This is a genomic window from Ohtaekwangia kribbensis, assembly GCF_042676245.1.
Taxonomy (GTDB): domain Bacteria; phylum Bacteroidota; class Bacteroidia; order Cytophagales; family Cyclobacteriaceae; genus Ohtaekwangia; species Ohtaekwangia kribbensis.
In genome coordinates, this window is sequence record NZ_JBHTKA010000007.1 from 672,102 (window position 1) to 696,269 (window position 24,168).

Below are 24,168 nucleotides of genomic sequence, written 5' to 3' on the forward strand. Positions count from 1 at the left end.
CATGGTCATGAAGCATATAGTTTTTCTTTTTGCGTTGCTAATCGTATCACGGTATGCCTATGCGCAGAGCCCGGCCAAATTCAATGGATTGGACTCTAACCTCGGAAATTTATACCGCTTGTCGGATGCAAAGACACGCTCCATCAGCCCCGAGAATTTTACAGGTGAACCCGGTAAAGGCGGGATGGCCACACCCGATAAAGGAAATGCCGGTCGCGAGGCACGCGAGTTAGGACAAGGATGGAAGGTAAATCCGTTCATCATCATTGAACCCGGTCAGACATTTACACTCGCAGAGATAACAGGTTCCGGAGCGATCCAACACATCTGGATGACACCTACCGGTAACTGGCGTTATTCTATACTTCGTTTTTATTGGGACGATGAAAAGGAACCTTCTGTTGAAGTTCCGGTAGGAGATTTCTTCGGCATGGGCTGGGGCGAATTTGCTCCGCTCAATTCACTTGCAGTAACGGTTAACCCTGGCAGTGCTTTCAATTGCTATTGGACAATGCCCTTCCGTAAGAAATGCAGAATTACCATGGAAAATATAGCAACTGAGAAAATGCGTCTGTATTACCAGGTAGACTATACATTGACCGATGTTCCGGGTGATGCTGCTTACTTCCATGCACAGTTCCGAAGAAGCAATCCTACCAAAGGTTCTTTATATACATTGATCGATGATATAAAAGGCAAAGGACATTATGTAGGTACCTATATAGCATGGGGTGTAAACAACAACGGCTGGTGGGGCGAAGGTGAGATCAAATTCTATATGGATGGTGACTCCAAATTTCCAACCATCAACGGTACCGGAACGGAAGATTACTTCTGCGGCTCCTATAATTTCGAGAATAAGAAGACACATCAATACCAGGAGTTCTCCACTGCGTACGCAGGGTTGCACCAGGTAATTCGTCCGGATGGAGTATATACATCACAGCAACGTTTTGGCATGTATCGCTGGCACATAGCAGACCCAATCCGCTTCGACAAAGAACTAAAAATTACCATCCAGGATTTAGGATGGCGCAGCGAAGGACGTTACCTGCCCCAGCAGTCTGACATCAGCTCGGTAGTATACTGGTATCAGGCCGAGCCGCACGCATCTTTCCCGAAACTCCCTGTTAAAAATGATCTTGAAGTAAACTAATCGTAATAAGTAAGAATGAAAAGAGTATATATAACCCTTTGTTTGTTCATTGCGAGTATCTCCGCGTTTTCGCAGGCAACGTTTACCAATCCATTGTTACCATCTGGTGCTGACCCGTGGAGTATATATAAAGATGGTTACTATTATTATACCCATACACTTGGCAATCGCATCGACATCTGGAAAACAAAGAACCTGGCCGATCTGAAAACAGCCGAACGTAAAACCATCTGGATACCTCCGTCCAATACAAAATATTCCAAAGAGATCTGGGCGCCTGAAATTCATTTTCTGCAAGGCAAGTGGTATGTATACTTTGCGGCCGATGATGGCAAGAATGATAACCACAGACTATATGTATTAGAGAACGCCTCAGCTGATCCATTTGCAGATACATGGGTATTCAAAGGAAAAATTTCTGATCCTTCTGATAAGTGGGCGATAGATGGTTCCGTATTCGAATTCAAAAAACAACTATATATGGTTTGGTCAGGATGGGAAGGCGATACCAACGGCCGGCAGGATATATACATAGCCAAGCTGAAAAATCCCTGGACGATCGAGGGTAACCGTGTAAAGATTTCGCATCCCGAACATGAATGGGAGCGTCATGGTGATCTCAATGACCCGGGCAATCCACCGCATGTAGACGTCAATGAAGGTCCGCAGGTGCTGGTATATAAAGATAAAGTGCATATTATATACTCGGCCAGCGGTTGCTGGACAGATTTCTATGCGCTGGGTATGTTAAGTACATCTGCCAAAAGCGATTTGATGGATGCATCGGCCTGGAAGAAATCGGCAAAGCCTGTATTTCAAAAGTCGGAAGCGAATAAAGTATTTGCTCCGGGACACAATTCATTCTTTAAATCACCTGATGGAAAAGAAGACTGGATACTATACCACGCCAATGCCGAACCAGGACAAGGTTGTGGTGGACATCGTTCGCCACGTGCACAGAAATTTACCTGGAATGCTGATGGAGCGCCATTGTTTGGGGAACCGGTGAAGGAGGGGGATGCTCTGGCGATACCGGCTGTTAAGAAGTAAGGAGTAAGAAATAAATGATGCGGTATAGTATAGTGATTGTTGTGATGCTGGGGGTAATGATAAGGCTGTCGGCACAGGTGACTTTTACGAACCCGGTATATACTTCTGATTTTGCTGATCCGACTATAATTCGCGGTCATGATGGTTGGTTTTATGCCTATGGGACGAACACAGAAATCAACAATATACTGTATCATATACAGGTGGCGAAATCGCAAGACCTGGTTCATTGGGAAATTGCAGGGGATGTATTGCCGATAAAACCAACCTGGGCTGATAAAGACTTTTGGGCACCGCATGTGCTGTATGATGCAGTGCGAAATCAATACTATTTATACTACTCAGGCGAATCGCCTGATGATAAGATTGGTAAGTGTATAGGCGTTGCTGTCTCAAAGAATCCTGCGGGGCCTTTTGTAGATATAGGTCAGCCGTTGGTTTGTGGTGAGGAGTTTATAAACATCGACCCGATGGCGTTTGATGATCCGGTTACGGGTAAGAAATATTTATACTGGGGCTCGGGTTTCAAGCCGATCAAGGTACAGGAACTCAATGATGATCGCGTATCATTCAAAGTGGGAACATCGCCTGTAGGTATAGTGTCGCCCGGTAAAGATGTTGATTATAGCAGACTCATCGAAGGTGCATGGGTTCATCATCACGATGGATATTATTACTTATTATACTCCGGTGATAATTGCTGTGGTGATAAAGCCAACTATGCGGTAATGGTGGCGCGATCGAAAAAAGCAACCGGTCCTTTTGAACGTTTGGGTGCGGTAAAGAAAGACAACAACAGTGCTATACTGGTAAAGAACGATGCATGGCTTGCACCCGGACATAACTCGGTTGTTACCGATGATGCCGGTCAGGACTGGATCATATACCATGCTATAGCACGCGATGCCGCGTTGAAAGACAAAGGCAGAGTTATGCTGATCGATAAACTGCAGTATAAAAATGGCTGGCCCTTTATTAAGACAGGAACTCCCGGTATCAAACCTCAGCCGATTCCAACAATCAGGAAATTAATTAATAATCCTAAATAAATCTATGAAACAAATCAGTAAACAACTGCTCGCTGTGATTCTTTTGATATCGCTGTTCACAGCTTGTCAGAAGAAAGAAACGGCGCAGGAGCAACCAACGGTACAGGTACCCGCAGCACGCGATATCTGGACGAAGGAGCAAGCCAACGAATGGTATAAACAATGGGGCTGGCTGCGCGGCAGTGATTTTATACCGAGCTCTGCTATCAATCAATTGGAAATGTGGCAGGCTGAGACATTTGATACGGCCACTATCAATCGTGAGCTGGGTTGGGCTGAAGATATAGGCATGAACTCGATGCGCGTATACTTGCATCACCTCGCGTGGGAGATTGACTCTGTCGGTTTCAAGAACCGCGTAAATGAATATCTCAACATCGCTGACAAGCATGGTATATCTACGTTGTTTGTGTTGTTCGATGACTGCTGGAATCCAACGTACCAGGCCGGTAAGCAACCCGATCCAAAGCCGGGCATCCACAACTCGGGTTGGATACGCGACCCAGGCGATAAGCTTCATGAAGACTCAACACTCTATATTGTACTGGAGCGCTATACCAAGGACGTGCTCTCACACTTTGGAAAAGACAAGCGCATTGTTCTGTGGGATCTGTACAACGAACCCGGTAACTCTGGCTATGGAAACAAATCTATGCCATTGCTGAAGAAAGTATTTCAGTGGGGGAGAGAGGTAAATCCATCACAGCCATTATCAGTAGGTGTATGGAACAAAGATCTTGTTGATCTGAACCACTATCAATTGGACAACTCCGATGTTACCACCTATCACAACTATATGGAGCCGGACGTTCACAAGCAGTGGATCGATAGTCTGCGTTCAACCGGTCGCCCGCTGATCTGTACCGAGTATATGGCCCGTACACGCAACAGCCGTTTCGACAACGTAATGCCTATGCTGAAACAGGAAAATATAGGAGCCTATAACTGGGGATTAGTAGCCGGTAAAACCAACACTATATATGCCTGGGATACACCAATGCCCGATGGCAAAGAACCCAAAGTATGGTTCCACGATATCTTCCGCAAAGACGGCACTCCGTATAGCAAGGAGGAAGTAGCGTTGATTAAGAAGCTGACGGGGAAATAGCTGTGCGCTTTGAGTAAGAAGTGAGAAGTAGGAAGAAGTCGGGAAGCCGGGAAGACAGGGAAGCGTAAAAGTTTTTTGGTTTTACTTCTTAGTCCTGACTTCTTACTTCCGCATTACGATCTGTGCACCAACTTACATTATGCCTCAAACTCCACTTCCGGACTTCCCGACTTTCGGACTTCTGCCACTTAAGAACGTTACCGGAATCGTTATTTCACGCTGGAAACAGCGCTTTTATTCCTAATGTCAACACGATTCGTGTACTTCGTATCGTCATTAACATTTTGGGTTAATTGATTGGTTAAGTACCGGAGATCGAAAGGAGTTTGATCTCCGGTTACTATTTTATAGAGGACACCTAAACTTATTTTAAATAGTGGAACTGACCGCGCAGGATGTACTGAGCAAGTACAGAGAATTGTATCATGACGAGCCGATGCTCGTTCGCTCACCGGGCCGAATTAATCTCATTGGTGAGCACACTGACTATAATGACGGGTTCGTAATGCCCGCAGCGATTGACCGCGAAACGGTTTTTGCTATAGCAGCTTCACCTGATCAGAAAACAGAAATATACTCTGTCAAGTATGACGAATACTATACCGTTGATTTAAAAAATCCGCAGCGCACACAGGCTCCGGCATGGGCTAATTACCTGCTCGGTGTTATCCGCCAGTTTGTTGATAAAGGATATAGTCTGAAACCTTTCAAATGTGTATTCGGTGGAAATATACCGATGGGCGCGGGGCTCTCTTCTTCTGCTTCTGTTGAATGTGGTTTTGCGTATGCACTCAGTGTACTGAACAATCATAACATTGACAAGATTGAACTTATAAAAATAGCACAGTGGTCGGAGCACAACTTCGTTGGCGTGAAGTGTGGCATCATGGATCAGTTTGCCAGCATGATGGGCTCTGAGAACAACGTGATCTTACTCGACTGCCGCTCGCTGGAGTATCGCTACTCACCGCTCGAACTGAAAGACTTTACCATTGTATTGTGCGACTCCAAAGTAAAGCACTCGCTGGTAGACTCTGAGTATAACACACGCAGAAATGAATGTGAGCAGGGAGTTGCTATTCTCAAGAAATATTATCCTTCTATCAACAGCCTTCGTGATGTAACCGAAGCGATGGTGCGTAAACATCAGGATGAACTGAAAGGTAAAGTATTCGATCGTTGCCTTTACGTAGTGCAGGAGATTGCACGCGTGCAGGAAGCGAGTCAGGACCTCGAGCGTCATGACCTGAAAGCTTTTGGTAAGAAAATGTTTGAGACACACGAAGGTTTGTCCAGGCTATATGAAGTAAGCTGTCCCGAGCTTGACTTCCTGGTAGATCAGGCAAAAGCCTCTTCGGGCGTATGGGGTGCTCGTGTTATGGGCGGAGGGTTTGGTGGCTGTACCATCAACCTGGTGAAGAAGGAAGATGTAGGTACGTTTCTGGCCGCGGTTAAGCAGGCGTATGCCGAGCGATTCGGCATTGCCATGGAAACCTATATCGTGAATATAAAAGATGGTACCAGCGTGAGTAAGTCAATCGAGAAAATTACTTTACATTAGGGCATGAAAAAAAAAGTATTAGTGACCGGTGGAACCGGCTACATTGGCTCTCACACCGCAGTAGAACTCATCAAGGAAGGTTTTGAAGTTATTATCATCGATGACCTTTCCAACTCACAGGCAGAAGTATTGAACGGTATCGAAAAGATATCCGGAGTGCGCCCTGAGTTTGTACAATTCAATCTTTGTGAAGAAGACAAGCTTACCGCTTTCTTCGAAAAACATCGTGACATTGATTCGATCATTCACTTTGCAGCAAGCAAGGCTGTAGGAGAATCGGTAGAGAAACCGTTGCTCTACTATAAGAACAATGTACTCTCGCTTGTGCTGTTACTCGAAGCGATGAAGAAGTATAACATTTCAAACATCGTATTCTCATCGTCATGTACAGTATACGGCCAGCCGGATAAACTGCCGGTAACCGAAGCAACACCGTTCAAACCCGCTGAATCTCCTTATGGAAATACCAAGCAGATAGGCGAGGAGATCCTTCGCGATACCTGTAAAGTAAACAAAGATATACAGGCTATATCCTTGCGTTACTTCAACCCGGTAGGGGCGCATGACTCTGCCTTGATCGGAGAATTGCCGAATGGAGTACCTGCCAACCTCGTTCCGTTCATCACACAAACAGCAGCTGGTATACGCCAGCAACTCATGGTGTTTGGCAATGACTATAGCACACCGGATGGTTCGGCTATGCGCGACTATATACACGTGGTAGACCTTGCTGTTGCTCACGTGATTGCCTTGAAGAGACTGATCGACAAAAAGCAAAAGAACAACTACGAGTTCTTCAACCTCGGCACCGGCAAAGGTTTAACGGTATTGCAACTGATACAGGTATTTGAAAAAGTAAACAACCTGAAGCTGAACTATAAAGTTGTAGACCGCAGAGCAGGCGATGTTGAAAAGATATATGCCGATACAACCTTGGCGAATAAAGAATTAGGCTGGGAAACCAAGTTAGGCGTAGAAGAAATGATGCGCTCTGCCTGGAAATGGCAACAACAACTTGCTACCAAAAAAGTATAATTTACGCAATGACACTTTGTGCCTCCTTCGTGCCCTTGGTGTAATGGATTTCTGAAGTATATATATGACGCAGTTCGATTTAAAAGATCACTCCCACAGACGATATAACCCGCTCACCGGAGAGTGGATACAGGTATCACCACACCGCTCCAAGCGCCCGTGGCAGGGACAGGTTGAGAAAACCGGTGCACAAACTTTATTGTCATTCGATCCTACCTGTTACTTATGTCCGGGGAATGTGCGCGCCAATGGAGAAGTAAATCCGAAATATACTTCTACCTATGCGTTCACCAACGACTTTGCAGCGCTGGTAGATGATGTACCGGCAGGGGAGTTCCGCGACAGCGATCTGCTCATCGCCAAAAGCGAAGCCGGTATATGCCGCGTGATCTGTTTCTCACCGCGTCATGATCTTACCGTTGCCGAGATGGATGTGGCGGGTATCCGTAGCGTTGTAGACCTGTGGGTAAACGAATATACCGAGCTCGGCAAGAATAAGAACATACAGTATATACAGATATTCGAGAACAAAGGTGCAGTGATGGGTTGCTCCAACCCGCATCCGCACGGACAGATCTGGGCACAGCAATCCGTTCCCGTAGAGCCTGCAAAGAAGCAACAACACCAGTTAGATTACTTCAATCGTAAAGGTGCTACGTTACTTTCGGATTACTGGAAGCTTGAACAAAAACACCAGGAGCGCATTGTGTTTGAGAACGATCACTTTGCCGTAGTAGTACCGTTCTGGGCAACATGGCCTTTCGAAACCATGATCATTCCCAAGCGACCGATGGCGCGCATCACCGAAATGACGGATGTTGAGCGTAATGCTTTCGCGGATGCCTATCGCAGAATGGCTGCGCGCTATGATAATCTTTTCGAAGTATCTTTCCCGTATTCAGCTGGTATACACCAGGCACCAAGCGATGGTGAAGCGCATGCCGAGTGGCACTGGCACATGGTGTTCTATCCACCGTTGCTGCGTTCAGCTACCGTGAAGAAATTTATGGTAGGGTATGAGATGCTGGCTAATCCACAACGCGATATTACACCTGAATTCAGCGCGGACCGTCTGCGTTCGCTTTCCGATATTCATTTCAAAAATCGAGTAGTTTCTGAAATACCAAACCCCTAAGTTTATGCGAAAGCTTATTGTTTATATCTTATTCGTAAGTGTAATTATGTCACAAGCCTGCAAGAAAAAAGAAGAAGAAACACAACAGCCTGCTGCGGATACAGTAGCCGTTGCAAAAGCGTCTGTTACAAAAGCTCCTTTCGGAAAATTGCCTGACGGGCAGGAAGTGAGCGTATATACCTTGAAAAATAAAAACGGTGTAGAACTGCAGGTGATCAACTACGGAGCCATCGTTACATCACTCAAAACTCCGGATAAAAACGGAGTACTTGAAGACATCGTACTCGGGTTCGATTCGCTTCAGGGCTACCTTACACCGGCACCATACTTCGGAGCCATTGTAGGTCGCTACGGAAACCGTATCGGTAAAGGTAAATTCAAGCTTGATGGTAAAGAATATACTTTAGCACAGAACAACAACGGACAGCACCTGCACGGTGGTTTAAAAGGATTCGACAAAGTATTCTGGAATATAGAAGAAGTTCCTGCATCCGAAGGTGTAGCGCTAAAACTTACCTATCAGAGTAAAGATATGGAAGAAGGCTATCCGGGTAACCTGAGCGTTGAAGCCATATATACTCTTACTGACAACAACGAGTGGAAGATCGATTACAAAGCAACCACAGACAAGAAGACGATCGTGAATGTTACACAGCATTCGTACTTCAATTTGACTGGTAATGTAAAGCGTGATATACTCGATCATCAACTGGTACTGCAGTCTGATAAACTTGTGCCGGTTGATAAAGTGTTGATCCCTACCGGTGAACTGAAAGATGTTACCAACACTCCGTTTGATTTCAGAAATGCTGCCGCGATTGGTGCGCGCATCAACGATAAAGATCAGCAGATACAATTGGGCGGAGGGTATGATCACTGCTGGGTGCTTTCATCGAAAGACAGCGTGAAGCTCGCTGCGAGTGTTTATGAGCCCGTGTCAGGCCGCTATATGGAAGTATATACTACCGAACCGGGTATTCAGTTCTACAGTGGAAACTTCCTGGACGGCTCGCTTACTGGCAAAGGTGGTGTGGTGTACAAGCATCGTTACGGACTTTGCCTCGAAACAGAACATTTCCCGGATTCACCCAATAAACCGGAGTTCCCAAGCGTGGTGTTGAACCCGGGGGAGACGTATTCAACGCAGACTACCTATAAATTCACGACCAAGTAGTTGATTGTGTATAGCATACCAGAAGAAGCTGTTTCTGAGATATACTTTGGAAACAGCTTCTTTTTTTTGACCATACATTAAAAAATTTGCAAGAAGTGGAATACGACAAAGAAATATTTTGTCGTTTCAAAAAGAACATTCATTTTTATCGATTGAACGAACGTGTGAAGTTGTGACTTTACCTATTAATTATTTGCAAAACCAAACCGAATCAAACCTGAACCATGCGACAATTACAAGCTGTTGACTACGTAGTCTTCCTGATTTACTTCGTCATCGTGGCCGGCTATGGCTACTGGATTTACCACCGAAAGAAAAAACAGTCAACTGACTCGAAAGATTTCTTCCTCGCGGAAGGATCGCTCACATGGTGGGCTATCGGTGCATCGCTCATCGCTTCTAACATTTCTGCCGAGCAATTCATCGGTATGTCAGGTTCAGGCTTCAAGATGGGCCTCGCGATTGCAACCTACGAGTGGATGGCAGCCGCTACACTCATGATCGTAGCGATCTTCTTCATGCCGATCTACCTTAAGAATAAGATCTATACCATGCCGCAGTTCCTTACGCAGCGTTATGGTCCAACGGTAAGTACCATCATGGCAATCTTCTGGTTGCTGTTATACGTAGTGGTAAACCTTACCTCAATACTATACCTCGGTGCACTGGCCGTTACAACGGTGTCTGGTATACCTTTCTGGACGTGTATGATTGGTCTCGCGGTGTTTGCAATCTTCATCACGCTGGGCGGTATGAAAGTGATCGGATATACCGATGTTATCCAGGTGTTCTTCCTGATACTCGGTGGTCTTGCCACAACATACCTGGCGATGGATCTCGTATCACAACACTTCAACACAGCCGGTGTAGGAGAGGGCTTCAACCTGATGATGTCGAAAGCAGATGATCACTTTCACATGGTGTTCGACAAGAGTAATCCTAATTACCTCGATCTCCCCGGACTTACCATTCTCATTGGTGGTATGTGGATTGTGAACCTGAACTATTGGGGATGTAACCAGTATATCACGCAACGTGCACTCGGTGCTGATCTTCCTACAGCGCGCAACGGTATATTGTTCGCAGCGTTCCTGAAGTTGTTGATGCCGATCATCGTTGTACTTCCGGGTATAGCAGCGTATGTGTTGTACCAGGATGGTATGTTCCAGCAGGACATGCTTGCCAATGGTGAGCTGAATCCTGACCGCGCTTATCCTGTATTGTTGAACCTGCTCCCGGTAGGATTGAAAGGACTTGCCTTCGCAGCGCTTACGGCTGCTATCGTAGCATCACTTGCCGGTAAAGCCAACAGTATATCAACGATCTTTACGCTGGATATCTATAAGAAATTCTTCAACACCAACGCTTCTGAAAAACAACTGGTATATATCGGTCGCGTAGCGGTTGTGGTGTCGATGGTGATTGCGATCATTATATCGCCATTCCTTGGTATCGATAAGAAAGGTGGTTTCCAGTATATACAGGAATATACCGGCTTCGTGTCGCCTGGTATCTTCGCTATATTTATTTTAGGCTTTTTCTGGAAGCGCACCAACTCTGCTGCTGCTATGGCTGCAGCGTTGATCACCTTCCCGCTGTCAATCCTGTTGAAGTTCTTACCGAAGATGACGGACCTGTCTTCGCTCAGCGGTATGGGCTTCTCTGCACTGAACAAAGAAACAGGTTTGTATGAAATTCCATTCCTCGATCGTATGGGCTTCGTGTTCATCATCTGCGTACTGGTAATGGTGATATTAACTGTAATGGATCCTAACAGCAAGAAGAACCCGAAAGGTCTCGAAGTAGATGCCAACATGTTCAAACCTAAAGGTGCATTTGCCGTAGGTGCATTGATCGTGCTGGGTATATTGGCTATGCTGTATACGATCTTCTGGTAGCCGTATCGTTGTGGAGCCGTTAATCGTTATCCGTTAATCGTTAGACGGATAACCGACAACAGTCAAACAACATTTAGATAAATGACAAGGGTCTGATACGCAAGTGTCAGACCTTTTTCTTTGTGTACCTCTGCGTATTCTTTGTGCCTTCGTGCAATGGATTTTAATTTCACCGTGAAGCGCAACCCTGCGATAACGAATAACGATTAACCGATAACGATTATCGCCCAAATCCGTATCTTCACCCTATGAACCGCATCGACCGCCTCACCGCTATACTCATCCACCTTCAAACCAAACGCGTAGTAAAGGCAGAAGAAATGGCTGAGCGATTCGAGATCAGTCTGCGCACTGTATACCGCGATGTAAAGGCGCTCATGGAAGCAGGAGTACCGATCGGTTCAGAAGCAGGCAAAGGATATTTCATCGTAGATGGTTTTCATCTCCCACCGGTGATGTTTACACAGGAAGAAGCAAGCGCCATGCTGGTAGCCTCCAAACTTGTGGAGCGCATGACCGATAAGTCGATTCAGAAGACCTTTGAGTCCGCACTGATGAAGATCAAGGCGGTATTGAATGATAACGAGAAAGATCACCTGGAGAATTTGCAGACCTATATACAGGTATATAAATCGTCACAGACTACGCACGATGATTTTCCGGATAACTTCATGACCGATATTCAGAAGGCGATTGTAACCAAGCACGCACTGCGTATTGACTATAAAAACAATCTCGGTGAAGTAAGCGAACGCATCATTGAACCCATCGGATTGTTTTACTATAGCTTCGCGTGGCACCTCATTGCGTGGTGTACATTACGAAACGGCTATCGCGATTTCAGAACCGATCGCATCATGAGTCTGAAGAACACCGGTGCATCATTCGATGATCGGAACCGTTATACCTTGCAAGAGTACCTGCAAAGTCTCAGGCACTCGAACCACGACATGCAGGAAGTAAAACTACTGTTGGATAAACCTGTAACCGGCTATATGTCGTACGCGAAACACTACCATGGTTTGGTAACAGAAGAAGACCTGGGCGACAAAGTACGCATGACATTCCTGGTAGGCAACCTCCGACACTTCTGCAAAGGCGTGTTCCAGCAAGGTAATACCGTAGAGATAGAATCTCCCGAAGAAGTCAAGACCGTAGCACAGGAACTCGCGGAGGAGCTATATATGCATTATTCAAAGGTTACAGAGAGTATGTAGCTGCTATACCGTCACCTCGCTATGCTATGTACATATCTTCACGCTCTCCGCGAGAGGCCCCGAATTCGAAGCAACGTTACGAGTTATGAGGATGTTTTTTCTAGTAGCATCAACGGTGCATCACTTTGACGATAAGAGTGGCCTTGGGGTTTCCCGCGGCATAAGCGCATTTTATAGCAAAAGCAGCACACTCGAAATGACGGGCTCAGTTCTCCAAAATTATATTCATCCTTCGTATATCTTCTCTATAGAAGGGCGAGCCTTCTTCCGCCAATATTAATCGGTAACGACCACCAATGCGTTGAGACTTCTTATGAATCAACATCATCGGTAAACCAACGGCTGCCATCGCGATCGATGCCCTTGTTACATCCTGGTTCAGTGACGGATCACCCTGTATTACAGAAACATTTAGCTGGTCCACCAGGAAATACCCGACACCTCCAATCACCAGCAAACCCCCGACTACATTTCGGAAATTCCGTTGTTCGAAATATATACGTTCAATAGAATGAAACGGCACTACCTCGGTATGTGCCAGCACAGCCGTGTCATATACATTACTTACATAGCTCCGCCTGCGCGTATCGCTTCCCTTTACTTTGAAAAGAATCTCATCACCGATATAAAGCCGGAGCAGCACTTTCTCTCCCTTTAGCAAGACAAGTTGTTTTTGTGCTACACACGCAGGCGCTATCAACAGCAACCCCAGCGCCATACCAATAACCAATCGTTTCAAATGTGTAATTATTTTAGCACCTAAAGATATTGAATACAGATGAAGTAACCCTACAAAAAGTTCTAACCCACAGTAAAATCCCCAACATCAACACCGAACACATCAACACCTCAACACACCGGGGCTGTTTGAATTTTATAGTGAATAGTTTGAATATCGTAATCGCACGCGCAGTAGGATGCGATACATTTGTACCGGGGCTGATTCCATTGATTTCTATTCAACGCTGTTCTGCAGAGCGTTATAGAGGAACAGATTTTTTATCACCAGTTCCGGTGAATGTTAAACGTTAAAACCAATTTGTATGAAGTACAGAAAATTAGGCAAGACAAACGAAAAACTTTCGGCTATAGGACTCGGTTGTATGGGGATGAGCTTTGCATACGGCTCGACTGATGACAAGGAGTCTATCGCAACACTACATCGTGCACTCGACCTCGGTATAAATTTCTGGGACACGGCTGATATATATGGTCCCTATACCAATGAAGAACTGATCTCGCAGGTACTGGTGCCGAATCGTGATAAAGTATTTATTGCTACGAAATTCGGATTCCGCATGCGTGAAGATCGCTCTACATATTTTGACGGATCGCCTGCACATATGCGTTCGGCTATTGAAGGAAGCTTGAAGCGATTGAAGATTGATGTGATCGATCTGTACTATGCACATCGTATTGATGCATCTATACCGGTAGAAGAAATGGTAGGAGCGATGGCTGAACTGGTAAAGGAAGGTAAAGTTCGTTACCTCGGTTTGTCAGAAGCATCGGCTGCATCGATACGCAAGGCCAATGCGGTACATCCCATAGCAGCATTGCAAAGTGAATATTCGCTGTTGACACGCGATGTTGAAAAAGAAAATCTTCCGGTGTGTCGCGAGTTGGGTATAACCTTGGTGCCGTATAGTCCGCTGGCCCGCGGACTCATGACGAATACAGTGGATAAAGATTCATTGTCGTCAACAGATTTCCGCAGATCATTGCCTCGCTTTGACGAGCAGCATTGGGACAACAATCAAAAACTCGCGGATCGTTTTTCCGCTATAGCTGCCGATAAGCAATGTACTCCGGCACAACTTGCTCTCGCGTGGGTGCTGGCGAAAGGAGATGATATTGTACCAATCCCCGGAACGAAGAAGAGAAAGTATCTTGAAGAAAATGCAAAGGCAACCGAGGTTGTGTTAACTCCGTCTGATATAGAAACACTGGAAGGATTGGTAGATGAATATCCCAACGTAGGCAACCGGTATAGCGAAGGATCGTTGAAACTCGTGAATCGCTAACTATATATTTTAAATCTTTTAATTTTTTTAAAGCATGAGCACAACCGTAGCATGCATCGGACTCGGCAACATGGGCTACCCGATTGCAAAGAATATTATCACCAGCGATAAAGGTTTTAAGGTTAAACTATATAACCGATCGCCTGAGAAAATAAAAGACCTTGTTGAATTGGGAGGAGAGGCTGTCTCCACCATCGCTGATGCCGTGAAATCAGCCGACATCATTGTGACAATGTTAAGCGATGATACAGCATTGAACCAGGTAACAGAAGAGATACTACCGGCATTGAAGAACGGAAGTATACATCTGTCGATGAGCACCATCAAGGCAGAAACTTCACAGCAGCTGGCGGAGAAACATGCACAGCGCGGTGCTATATATCTGGCATCACCAGTGATGGGCCGCCCGCCCGCAGCAGCAGCGAGACAGTTATTTATACTTCTTTCCGGAGATGAATCTGCGAAAGAAAAAGTTAAGCCTGTACTGGAAGCGGTTAGTCAACGTACATTCGATTTTGGCCGTGATGCTTCCATTGCCCATACGGTAAAAGTGATCATGAACTTCATGATCTTTACCACGGTGGAATTACTCAGCGAAGTAATGCTGATGGCCGAGAAGACCGGCATCGATAAAAATATACTCCTCGATACCATGCTCAATACCATTTACGGAGCTCCGGTGTTCAAGATATACGGTGCGCTGGTGGCAAAAGAAGAAGACAATCCGAATGGTTTTGCTATACAGCTTGCCAACAAAGATCTTCGTCTTGCACAGGAGACTGCAGCAGCAGCAGGCGCATCTTTACCGTTGGCAGAATTGATACGCACGCATTTTGAAAGTATGATTGCTGCCGGTGGCGGTAAGAAAGATTTACCAATGCTGGTTTCGCATTTACGCGAGCAGGTGGAGGCAAATCCCGTTCATTAATATTTAATATTATTAGCACAGGGATTAATCCCCGTGCTAATAATGCCGGAATGATATAGGTATACGTTTCACCATTCAATGAAAAAGGAACGTTTGCATTGAATGCCTCAGCTTAAAGAGGGTATATATTGATTTTTAAATTACCACAGTAGCGCGATTTATCCTTGACGATTGCTTCATCAATTTTAATGCTTCATCCTAAACATTAAAATATGAAGAAGTCTCTACTGTTTCTTCTTGTCCTGCTCGGGGCAAGTCTGGACATTTTTGCGCAGGGAAAAACGGTTTCCGGTAAGGTGACTGCAGCAGAGGATAATTCTCCTTTGCCGGGAGTAAATGTTATTGTGAAAGGAACCATGCTCGGAACAGCTACCGATGCCGATGGTAACTTTGCGCTATCAGTGCCGGAAGGAAGTACACTTGTATTCACCTTTATAGGTTTGCAGACACAGGAAATTGCTGTGGGCAGTAATACGGTGGTAGATGTAAAGATGAATCACGATGCGAAGCAACTTACTGAAGTCGTGGTTACAGCATTGGGCATCGAGCGCGATCAGAAAACACTGACCTATGCTACACAACAGGTAGGGGGCGATAAACTTCGTGTAACGCGCGATACTGATCTTAACAATACACTGGCGGGTAAATTTGCCGGTGTACAAGTGGCGGGTCAGGCCGGTTCCAAGTTGGGTTCAACCGCAGCCATCCGCATTCGCGGTGCCGCTTCGTTAAGCGATCGCGGACCGCTATATGTACTGGATGGTACAGCGATCGATCCCAGCCTGATCAACATGGATAATGTTGAATCAATTTCTATACTGAAAGGCCCTAATGCTACAGCGCTCTACGGTCAGCGTGGTGATGGGGGAGTCGTGATGATCACCAGCAAGAAGGGTAAGAAATCAAATGGTATAGGGGTAAGCATCGGAAGTACAACAACGTTCGAGAAAGTAAATATACTGCCGAAGTATCAGAATGTATACGGAGGAGGAGGCAGCTCTGATTTCCTCACGTTTGAGTATAAACCTGGTGTACATCCTGCAGACTGGGCTGTGTTCGATGGCAAGCAATATCCGGATTATGCAGACGATGCATCCTGGGGACCCAAGATGGATGGCTCCGAATATATACCGTGGTATGCCTGGTATCCCGGGTCAAAGTATTCGTTCAAGACGGCTAAATTTACTCCGCAGAAAAACAACGTCAGGGATTTTTATGAGACCGGTGTAACGCTCAACAACAACGTTGCGTTGTCCAAAGCGGGCGATGGCTATAATGTTAACCTTTCCTATACCGATCTTCACCGTACGGGTATCATTCCGAACTCATCGCTAACGCGCAGATATTTATCGGTAAACAGCTCGGTAGATCTGGGTAAACATTTTGTAGTGGGATTAAACCTTAACTACTCGCACGAAGATCTGAAAGGCAGCTTTAACGATGGTTATGGAAACTATGGCGGGGCCGGATCCTTTCAGCAATGGTTTCACCGCGACCTCGATATGAGTATACTACGTGAGCTGCGCGACTTCAGAACGCCTACCGGTGCACTGGCGAGCTGGAACCACACCAATCCTACAGCCACTACAGACTATAGCGATGCAGGTTTCAATAAGGGTAATTACTGGTATAATTTCTATTCTTACCTAGACAAGGTGAGTAACGATAATGTGAAGGATCAGCTATTCGGTGATTTGAACCTGACGTATAAGATCAACGACCATTTGAAAGTTCAGGGCTTTGCACGCAGAGATCAGTTGCATACACACTATGAATATAAAGTTCCTACCATACTGGAGTTGAGCGGACGCCAAACCAGTACCAAGGCAGGATATGCAACCGGTTTGACGGAAACACTTGAAGAGAACTACGAAGGCGTTGTTACCTATCAGAATCAATTTAAGGATTGGGACATAAGCGCAAATATAGGCGGTAACATCCGCAGAAATACCTATAACGAAGCGCTGATGTCAACTACCACGGGGTTGGTAGTGCCTGATCTGTTTACCATCTCAAACTCGAAGGGTACTCCCAGTTATTCAAACTTCCGATCGCTCAAAATTGTACGCAGTGTATATGCACGCACATCGTTCGGGTATAAAGATCTCCTGTATGTGGACCTCACAGCCCGTAACGACTGGAGCTCGGCATTGCCAGCCAATAACAACTCGTACTTTTATCCGTCAGTCGGAACATCGTTTATCTTCAGTGAACTGCTTACCGGTCAATCTATACTTTCACTGGGGAAGTTACGTGCCAACTGGGCGCAGATCGGATCAGACCTCGATCCCTATAGACTCGTACAAACCTATGGTGTAAATACGGCCCAGTACAGTGGAAATATACTCACCGGTGTATCAGACGTATTAACAAACCCGGCTATAATACCAGCCAAGTCAACATCGTATGAAGGTGGCTTTGACCTGAAGTTTTTTGATAACCGTGTGGGGCTGAGCGCTACGTACTATAAAGAAATAAGAAAGAACGAGATTATTACTGTAAGTGTATCCAGCACCAGTGGTTATGCTTCCAATGTAATTAATGCCGGTCAAGTTGAACGCAGTGGTATCGAGTTGCAATTGAATGTGGTTCCTATACGAACCGACAACTTTACATGGGATGTAACCTTCAACGCTGCACGCAACAGATCGCGCGTTATCAAGTTAACCGATGGAGTAAATGCTATAGAGGCGGAGAGCAGCGGCTTTAATAACGCTGACGACTTTGGCTATATACGCGTATACAATAAAACAAATGCAGATGGGGGAAGCAATGCATGGGGACAGCTTCGCGGTAACGGTATCCGCTATAAAGATGGCCAGCCCGTATTGAATGAAGATGGTACGTATGCATACGATGAGAACGTATACTTCGGATCAGCACTTCCTGATTTTACCGGTGGTATATTCAACAGTCTTACCTATAAAAATTTCCAGTTGAATATATCGATTGATTTTCAAAAGGGTGGTAAATATTTCTCGCTGTCCAATTTCTGGGGTGAATACTCTGGTCTGTACTCTGAAACAGCGGCCACCAACGACAAAGGCATGAACGTACGCGATGATGTAGCCAACGGAGGAGGCGTACATGTAAAAGGTGTAGACGAGAATGGTAATCCGGTAGATAAATATGTAAGTGCGTATGATTACTACCACCAGTTTGGTAATAACTCGATCGTAAACAATTCTTTGTTTGATGCATCGTATGTGAAGCTTCGTGAAATAAGTCTGGGCTATAACATCCCGTTGAAGAACAAGAGCATTGTACAAAGTCTGAGTGTCTCGTTGGTAGCACGAAACCCGTGGTTGATATACCTGGCTAACCGGAACTTCGATGTGTCTGAACTTTCGCAGCGATTTACAGAAAGTGGTCAGCAGCCGGGAACCCGTTCAATAGGTTTAGGTCTTAAAGCATCTTTTTAGTACGTAAAGAAATTGAATCATGAAATATATACGAATCAATATAGAGAAAGTCGTGCAGGCCGTAGTACTCGTAATGATAGCTACCAGTTGCAGTGATTTTGGCGATACGAATATCAATCCCAACGCCAGTACTACTCCCGTTACAGCAGCGTTATTAACAAGCGCACTGACCGATGTAGCCAGTAGTATAGGAGCATACCAGTCAGAGTCAACGTTGTTTGTTCAATACCTGTCGCAGAGTCAGTATCCGGAAGCATCGCTATATTCTACCACATCGGCATCGTGGAGTGATTACTATCTCGGTCCATTGGAGAACCTGCAAACGATCATCCAGTATAATACCGATGAGACAACAAAAGCTACCATGGCTCAATATGGTTCCAACAACAACCAGATCGCAGTAGCTCGCATTCTGAAAGTATATTATTACAGACTGGTAACCGACCAGTGGGGTGATATTCCCTATTCACAGGCGTTGGTAAAAAATCTGCAGCCGGTATACGATACACAGGAGAGTATATATACCGATTTCTTTAAAGAACTGAAGGAAGCCAGCGCGCAGTTTGACGATGGTAAAGCCGTGCAGGGTGATATTCTCTTTGGCGGAGATGCAAGTCGCTGGAAAATGTTTGCCAACTCACTTCGGATGTTAATCGCATTACGACTATCAAAAGTAGCACCTGAGACGGCTCAAACGGAATTTGTAGCAGCGTACAATGATGCTGCCGGACATATCCGAACAAATGCCGATAATGCTGTATATGTATTTCTGAATGATAACAATTTCAGAAATCCGTGGAGTGCTAACTTTGACGGACGCGATGACTATGGTGTCAGCAATGTACTGATCGATCAGTTGAAAGCGCTGGATGATCCGCGCATCAGCGGCTTTGCAGCCGAGACGTCAGACGGTGAATATATAGGTTTACCGTACGGACTTACCCGCGATTCTTTGATCAACTGGACCGCGGCCAGCGACTATTCACGTCCCAGTGCTAAGATGCTAGCCAAAACATTTCCGGGATACGTTATTACCGCATCACAGATGTTACTGGCAGAAGCAGAAGCTGTTGCAAACAATTGGATATCAGGCGATGCGTCATCGCTGTATAACGATGCGATCAAAGCTTCCTTCGAACAGTGGGAAGTATATAGTGATGCAACGTACCAGGCCTATATATCAAACACGGAAATTTCAATCGCCTCTTCTGACACGGATGAAACGCTGGAACGTATCGGTACACAACGCTGGCTTGCACTCTTCCCGAATGGTTTAGAGGCGTGGGCCGAATGGCGTAGAACAGAGTACCCAGCATTGGTACCAACTCCATATGCCGTAAGTGAAAGCAAGCAGATACCGGTACGGTATGGCTACCCGAACTCGGAGAACAATCTTAACAAGACAAACTATGATGCCGCAGTAGCCCGGATTGGTGGCGATACCCACGATATAAAAGTATGGTGGGATAAATAAAATCTTTCAGTTATTTATAAACTAAGCATGAAAGGCTGGCCTCAGTAATACGGCCAGCCTTTTTTTATTTGAAAAAAACGTGTGCGCTGCTGCCTTGGAGATAAAACAGGTATAGATGTTTGCGATAAATTACCGCATCACAGGGATTTACTTTGGATGAATTCATCGTCAATTTTATGACGTTAATCCCGTGTAAAGTAATTTTTCGGATCCTCTGTCTGGTAATGTTGTGTCCTGAAAGATGTAGTGAGTTTGTTGGCAGGGATTCCTGGCTTCGTCTGTAATTCTCTTGCCGTACAGACCTGTTAATGTAACTAAAGCAAAAATTATATGGTTGATTTTATCAGAAGCTACGTGACAGCCGTTCACAACGCAGAGGCTGCATGTTTGCAAGTAACGTTTAAAGGGTTTATCAATTACGATGAACTGGTAGAGGTAATCGCGTATGAGTTTGAGATGATCCGCCATTACAAAATCAAAAAGTGCCTGGTAAACCTGCGTGAGATCAGTGTATACCCGGATGGAGGGCAGGATTATATCAAGGAAGTATGGTTTCCGCAGGTAATTAAGGATGGAATGCTGATAGCTGCTTTCGTTGTACCCGATGACACATTTGGTAAGATGTCCATGCAGGAAGCCCACAACTATCCGCAGAGCAATTTACTCATGAAGCATTTCAACGATGCAGATCAAGCCCTGGCATGGCTTGTGTCGCAGCAGGTATAACTGGTATATCTGTCACTCGGACGAAGTACATTCAAATTGTGTCGTTTGGGTTTTGAGGTGTGGTATATTTTAAGAACTTGCAATACCAAATCTTTTAACCCAAACTATACATGCGAACCCTCCACTGCTTTATCTTTTCCGGTATTTTTTTAATCTCATTTTCGCTACAGGTTGCCGCCCAGAACAAGTCACTTCGTGCTGATCTCGAACAGATCATTAAATCTGCCGATGCGCGGGTAGGCATAGCGTTGCTTCACCTGGAGAATCGCGATACATTGAGCATACACGGTAAACAACACTTCCCGATGCAGAGTGTTTACAAATTTCCGCTTGCCATGGCCGTATTAAGCGAAGTGGACAAAGGGAAACTATCGCTCGATCAAAAAATACATATTCGTAAAGAAGACATGCTCCCGAACACGTGGAGTCCCATGGCAAAAAAATATCCGCAGGGAAATGCAGATGTGCCGCTAAGCGAACTGGTTATGAACACCGTATCACTAAGTGACAACAACACCTGCGACATGTTGTTCAGAATGCTGGGCGGCCCAAAAAGTATAGAGCGCTATATACACGGACTCGGTGTTAAAAATATAGCCATCGTTGCCACTGAAGAAGAAATGCACCGCGACTGGAACGTACAATTCACCAACTGGTGCGAACCAATCGCCATGGTACAACTGCTGGATATATTCTATAAACAGAAAGCGTTGTCCAAAGTAAACAACGAACTCTTGTGGAAATGGATGGTAGAAACCCCAACCGGCATGCATCGCTTAAAAGGACTTTTACCTGCCGGTACAGTCGTAGCCCACAAGACTGGCACCGATGGCCCGAATGCCGAAGGAGTGGTCGGTGCCATTAATGATGTCGGTATCATAACACTACCCAATGGCAGTCATATAGCCCTCGTTGTATACGTCTCCATGCTAAAAGACGAAAAGAAAGCCGAAGACACCATCGCACGAATAGCCAAAACGTGTTACGACTACTATAGTGGTAGTCGTTGAGGTGGCCCTAATCGCTATACTTTTGGCAGCTGTTAGCTACTAGTAGCCAGAAGATTTTCCTTCGGCAACGTTGGTCTTTGTATGACTGATATATTTTTAGTGTCACGATCTTCACGGTTCGACCCTGTTAGTGTTAATCTTTATAATGAAAGATGTACTTACTAGCAGCTGGAAGCTAGTGGCTTTCAAGTTTGAACGCGAATAAATAGGACATGTCTGATGCCAAAATCAGGTAGTTGCTGATTTTTATATGTGCGATATTCTTTTATTTTACTTCTATATCAGCAAGGAATTGTTTTACTGAGCTGTTGGTACGTTTGCTGAATGATAATCGATGTGTGAATGATATATGCTTCTGTGCGTGGTTGTCACTGGTACTGACACCGTACTTGTACTTCATTCTATTCGCTAAGCCTTGTTTGTTAGTGTAGTTTCCCCCGTTGAGTTGTTCTAACCATTCTATACTATATATGAAATTTACCATCCGACAGCAAATCCTTTCTTTGATCGGTGTTAACTCCGTATTAATTATACTGGTGTTGTGTATCAGCTACTACGGTATCATCAACCTGAACCGTGCACAGGATAATTTCAGTTACAAGGCGCGACAGCTTAATTATCTGCTCGTGGCGCAGAATATGCGCGATAATATACGGGGGTTGATATACCGGGGCTTTTCGGTTGATCGCTCCAATGAAAATGAAGTTAAAGATGTAAAGCAGGAATTTAAAACTCAGATCAATGCTTTTATATCCAACATTGAGCAACTCGTAAAAGTGAATGAGACAGACTCGCTTGTCCGGAATATATATGCGCGATCAAAAGAATATGCCGTGTTCTCTACCGGACTTTTTGCCAAAGAGATGGATGGTGATGCCGAGTCGTTTATTATGATCGCTGATTTCCAGGAACTCTATAGCGGGCTGGTGCTTCCCATGAATATTGTAAATGAAAATATTCAGCAAAGCTATGCAGCGCTGGAAGAAGAAGGCAACGCTACTGCGAAGGAATCGCTTTCAGGTATATCCATAATATCACTCTTGTCCATTATAGGATCGATCGCGATCAGTATACTAATTTCCAATCGTATTGCCAGACGCATTAACCAGGCGCGTGATACGCTTTCACAGGTAAGCATTGGAAAATTACCAGAGCGGAATGACAATACCGGTGACGATGAAGTAGGAGAGATGCTGAAGTCGCTTAACAATTACCTCGACTCTGTTAACAAAACGGTGCAGTTCGCTATGGAAGTGGGCAAAGGAAATCTGAATGCAGAGTATAAAGCATTAAGCGAATACGACCAGCTCGGCCGATCGCTTCTCGATATGCGTGACAACCTGAAGCGTGTTGCCGTAGAAGATGAAAAACGCAACTGGGTGCTGAATGGTATGGCAGGCTATGTTGATATCAGCCGGAAAGAATCATCTAACATTGAAAGTTTTGCAGAACATGTATTGTCCTATCTGGTGAAATACCTGCATGCCAACCAGGCTTTCTTTTATACAATAGAGGAACGTGAAGACCGCGAAGAAAATGAAGTGCTGGTGTTGAAGGCTGCGTATGCCTGGGACAAAAAGCGATTCCGCGAAAATGAAATTATGAAAGGTGATGGCCTTGCGGGGCAGGCATGGCTGGAAGGCTCGATGCTATATATGAAAGATCTTCCGAGCGACTATATTAAAATTACTTCGGGGTTAGGTGCTGCCATTCCGCGTAATCTGGTGATACTGCCGCTGAAGTCCAACGATGTTATTTACGGCTTGATCGAGATCGCATCCTTTGAATACATGGAGAAGCATGTGTTGAACTTCCTTGAGAAGATAGCAGAAAATATAGCATCCACGCTGGCCAATGTACAAACCGCAGACCGTACAAGACGATTGCTGTATCAGTCACAGGAGCAGGCCGAAATGTTGCATGCCCAGGAAGAAGAAATGCGCCAGAGCATGGAGGAGATGCAGGCTACGCAAGAGGAAATGATTCGCAAGGAACGCGAATATACTTTGCAGATCAGCAAGCTGAGAGAAGACCTGAAATCGCACACGCGAGCCCTGGAAAGGAAAGAGGAGCAGACCGAAGAACTGGAATTGAAAGATATGATGGAGCATGCTTTACGCAAACAAGGCGAACGATCATCTACAGTATATATTGACCGGTCTCCGTTAGCGTGATGCCTGTGATATAAATTTTGTTAACGA

General features: G+C 45.2%; 19 protein-coding genes. 17 read left to right on the plus strand and 2 right to left on the minus strand.

The features are described 5' to 3' along the window. The first annotated feature begins 7 nt into the window (after positions 1-7). The 10 genes from ACFQ21_RS18025 to ACFQ21_RS18070 all read left to right on the plus strand — a co-directional run bounded on the left by ACFQ21_RS18025 (position 8) and on the right by ACFQ21_RS18070 (position 12,383). Positions 8-1,156, plus strand: coding sequence for a glycoside hydrolase family 172 protein (locus tag ACFQ21_RS18025; protein ID WP_377580701.1), 1,149 nt, complete (start codon positions 8-10; stop codon positions 1,154-1,156). A gap of 15 nt (positions 1,157-1,171) precedes the next feature. Continuing rightward, positions 1,172-2,206, plus strand: a complete 1,035-nt coding sequence (locus tag ACFQ21_RS18030; protein ID WP_377580703.1) for a glycoside hydrolase family 43 protein — start codon at positions 1,172-1,174, stop codon at positions 2,204-2,206. Between the two features lie 14 nt (positions 2,207-2,220). Continuing rightward, positions 2,221-3,255, plus strand: coding sequence for a glycoside hydrolase family 43 protein (locus tag ACFQ21_RS18035; protein WP_377580705.1), 1,035 nt, complete (start codon positions 2,221-2,223; stop codon positions 3,253-3,255). Positions 3,256-3,259: 4 nt separating this feature from the next. Beyond that, positions 3,260-4,363 (plus strand): glycoside hydrolase family 2 TIM barrel-domain containing protein, encoded by a 1,104-nt coding sequence (locus ACFQ21_RS18040; RefSeq protein ID WP_377580707.1) that lies wholly within the window; start codon positions 3,260-3,262, stop codon positions 4,361-4,363. Between the two features lie 376 nt (positions 4,364-4,739). Next, positions 4,740-5,924, plus strand: coding sequence for a galactokinase (locus ACFQ21_RS18045; RefSeq protein ID WP_377580709.1), 1,185 nt, complete (start codon positions 4,740-4,742; stop codon positions 5,922-5,924). Positions 5,925-5,927: 3 nt separating this feature from the next. After that, positions 5,928-6,959 (plus strand): UDP-glucose 4-epimerase GalE, encoded by a 1,032-nt coding sequence (gene galE, locus ACFQ21_RS18050; RefSeq protein ID WP_377580711.1) that lies wholly within the window; start codon positions 5,928-5,930, stop codon positions 6,957-6,959. A gap of 64 nt (positions 6,960-7,023) precedes the next feature. Beyond that, the gene (locus ACFQ21_RS18055; protein WP_377580713.1) at positions 7,024-8,094 is read left to right on the plus strand and encodes a UDP-glucose--hexose-1-phosphate uridylyltransferase; all 1,071 of its coding nucleotides are present in this window, start codon (positions 7,024-7,026) and stop codon (positions 8,092-8,094) included. Positions 8,095-8,098: 4 nt separating this feature from the next. Next, the gene (locus ACFQ21_RS18060; RefSeq protein ID WP_377580715.1) at positions 8,099-9,268 is read left to right on the plus strand and encodes an aldose epimerase family protein; all 1,170 of its coding nucleotides are present in this window, start codon (positions 8,099-8,101) and stop codon (positions 9,266-9,268) included. A 224-nt stretch (positions 9,269-9,492) separates the two neighbouring features. Next, positions 9,493-11,166, plus strand: a complete 1,674-nt coding sequence (locus ACFQ21_RS18065) for a sodium/sugar symporter (RefSeq protein WP_377580717.1) — start codon at positions 9,493-9,495, stop codon at positions 11,164-11,166. Between the two features lie 248 nt (positions 11,167-11,414). Then, complete coding sequence (locus ACFQ21_RS18070; RefSeq protein ID WP_377580719.1) at positions 11,415-12,383, plus strand: helix-turn-helix transcriptional regulator; 969 nt, start codon at positions 11,415-11,417, stop codon at positions 12,381-12,383. Positions 12,384-12,588: 205 nt separating this feature from the next. Here ACFQ21_RS18070 and ACFQ21_RS18075 read toward each other — a convergent pair whose 3' ends face one another. Beyond that, positions 12,589-13,122, minus strand: a complete 534-nt coding sequence (locus ACFQ21_RS18075; RefSeq protein ID WP_377580721.1) for a hypothetical protein — start codon at positions 13,120-13,122, stop codon at positions 12,589-12,591. 304 nt (positions 13,123-13,426) lie between these two features. On the opposite strand from ACFQ21_RS18075, the gene ACFQ21_RS18080 reads away from it, so the two are divergent. The 6 genes from ACFQ21_RS18080 to bla all read left to right on the plus strand — a co-directional run bounded on the left by ACFQ21_RS18080 (position 13,427) and on the right by bla (position 21,967). Beyond that, positions 13,427-14,407 (plus strand): aldo/keto reductase, encoded by a 981-nt coding sequence (locus ACFQ21_RS18080; RefSeq protein WP_377580723.1) that lies wholly within the window; start codon positions 13,427-13,429, stop codon positions 14,405-14,407. Positions 14,408-14,441: 34 nt separating this feature from the next. Further along, positions 14,442-15,335 carry an NAD(P)-dependent oxidoreductase gene (locus tag ACFQ21_RS18085; RefSeq protein WP_377580725.1) on the plus strand — a complete coding sequence of 298 codons (894 nt, stop codon included), beginning with the start codon at positions 14,442-14,444 and terminating at the stop codon, positions 15,333-15,335. A gap of 212 nt (positions 15,336-15,547) precedes the next feature. After that, on the plus strand, positions 15,548-18,757 hold the full coding sequence (locus ACFQ21_RS18090; protein ID WP_377580727.1) for a SusC/RagA family TonB-linked outer membrane protein: 3,210 nt from the start codon (positions 15,548-15,550) through the stop codon (positions 18,755-18,757). Positions 18,758-18,776: 19 nt separating this feature from the next. Then, complete coding sequence (locus tag ACFQ21_RS18095; protein WP_377580729.1) at positions 18,777-20,231, plus strand: SusD/RagB family nutrient-binding outer membrane lipoprotein; 1,455 nt, start codon at positions 18,777-18,779, stop codon at positions 20,229-20,231. A gap of 330 nt (positions 20,232-20,561) precedes the next feature. Then, on the plus strand, positions 20,562-20,957 hold the full coding sequence (locus ACFQ21_RS18100; RefSeq protein ID WP_377580731.1) for a hypothetical protein: 396 nt from the start codon (positions 20,562-20,564) through the stop codon (positions 20,955-20,957). A 110-nt stretch (positions 20,958-21,067) separates the two neighbouring features. Next, on the plus strand, positions 21,068-21,967 hold the full coding sequence (gene bla / locus ACFQ21_RS18105; RefSeq protein WP_377580733.1) for a class A beta-lactamase, subclass A2: 900 nt from the start codon (positions 21,068-21,070) through the stop codon (positions 21,965-21,967). 265 nt (positions 21,968-22,232) lie between these two features. Here the strand turns inward: bla and ACFQ21_RS18110 are convergent, their stop codons facing one another. Then, a complete protein-coding gene (locus ACFQ21_RS18110; protein WP_377580735.1) occupies positions 22,233-22,367 on the minus strand; it encodes a hypothetical protein in 135 nt (44 codons plus the stop codon). A 70-nt stretch (positions 22,368-22,437) separates the two neighbouring features. Between ACFQ21_RS18110 and ACFQ21_RS18115 the strand changes: the two genes are divergently transcribed. Next, positions 22,438-24,141, plus strand: a complete 1,704-nt coding sequence (locus ACFQ21_RS18115; protein WP_377580737.1) for a GAF domain-containing protein — start codon at positions 22,438-22,440, stop codon at positions 24,139-24,141. Positions 24,142-24,168: the final 27 nt, after the last annotated feature.

What these genes read in the sequence shown, in the direction of transcription:
- ACFQ21_RS18025 (WP_377580701.1), top strand. Translation starts at nt 8, where the DNA reads ATGAAGCATATAGTTTTTCTTTTTGCGTTGCTAATCGTATCACGGTAT.
- ACFQ21_RS18030 (WP_377580703.1), top strand. Translation starts at nt 1,172, where the DNA reads ATGAAAAGAGTATATATAACCCTTTGTTTGTTCATTGCGAGTATCTCC.
- ACFQ21_RS18035 (WP_377580705.1), top strand. Translation starts at nt 2,221, where the DNA reads ATGATGCGGTATAGTATAGTGATTGTTGTGATGCTGGGGGTAATGATA.
- ACFQ21_RS18040 (WP_377580707.1), top strand. Translation starts at nt 3,260, where the DNA reads ATGAAACAAATCAGTAAACAACTGCTCGCTGTGATTCTTTTGATATCG.
- galE (WP_377580711.1), top strand. Translation starts at nt 5,928, where the DNA reads ATGAAAAAAAAAGTATTAGTGACCGGTGGAACCGGCTACATTGGCTCT.
- ACFQ21_RS18055 (WP_377580713.1), top strand. Translation starts at nt 7,024, where the DNA reads ATGACGCAGTTCGATTTAAAAGATCACTCCCACAGACGATATAACCCG.
- ACFQ21_RS18060 (WP_377580715.1), top strand. Translation starts at nt 8,099, where the DNA reads ATGCGAAAGCTTATTGTTTATATCTTATTCGTAAGTGTAATTATGTCA.
- ACFQ21_RS18065 (WP_377580717.1), top strand. Translation starts at nt 9,493, where the DNA reads ATGCGACAATTACAAGCTGTTGACTACGTAGTCTTCCTGATTTACTTC.
- ACFQ21_RS18070 (WP_377580719.1), top strand. Translation starts at nt 11,415, where the DNA reads ATGAACCGCATCGACCGCCTCACCGCTATACTCATCCACCTTCAAACC.
- ACFQ21_RS18080 (WP_377580723.1), top strand. Translation starts at nt 13,427, where the DNA reads ATGAAGTACAGAAAATTAGGCAAGACAAACGAAAAACTTTCGGCTATA.
- ACFQ21_RS18085 (WP_377580725.1), top strand. Translation starts at nt 14,442, where the DNA reads ATGAGCACAACCGTAGCATGCATCGGACTCGGCAACATGGGCTACCCG.
- ACFQ21_RS18090 (WP_377580727.1), top strand. Translation starts at nt 15,548, where the DNA reads ATGAAGAAGTCTCTACTGTTTCTTCTTGTCCTGCTCGGGGCAAGTCTG.
- ACFQ21_RS18095 (WP_377580729.1), top strand. Translation starts at nt 18,777, where the DNA reads ATGAAATATATACGAATCAATATAGAGAAAGTCGTGCAGGCCGTAGTA.
- ACFQ21_RS18100 (WP_377580731.1), top strand. Translation starts at nt 20,562, where the DNA reads ATGGTTGATTTTATCAGAAGCTACGTGACAGCCGTTCACAACGCAGAG.
- bla (WP_377580733.1), top strand. Translation starts at nt 21,068, where the DNA reads ATGCGAACCCTCCACTGCTTTATCTTTTCCGGTATTTTTTTAATCTCA.
- ACFQ21_RS18110 (WP_377580735.1), bottom strand. Translation starts at nt 22,367, where the DNA reads ATGAAGTACAAGTACGGTGTCAGTACCAGTGACAACCACGCACAGAAG.
- ACFQ21_RS18115 (WP_377580737.1), top strand. Translation starts at nt 22,438, where the DNA reads ATGAAATTTACCATCCGACAGCAAATCCTTTCTTTGATCGGTGTTAAC.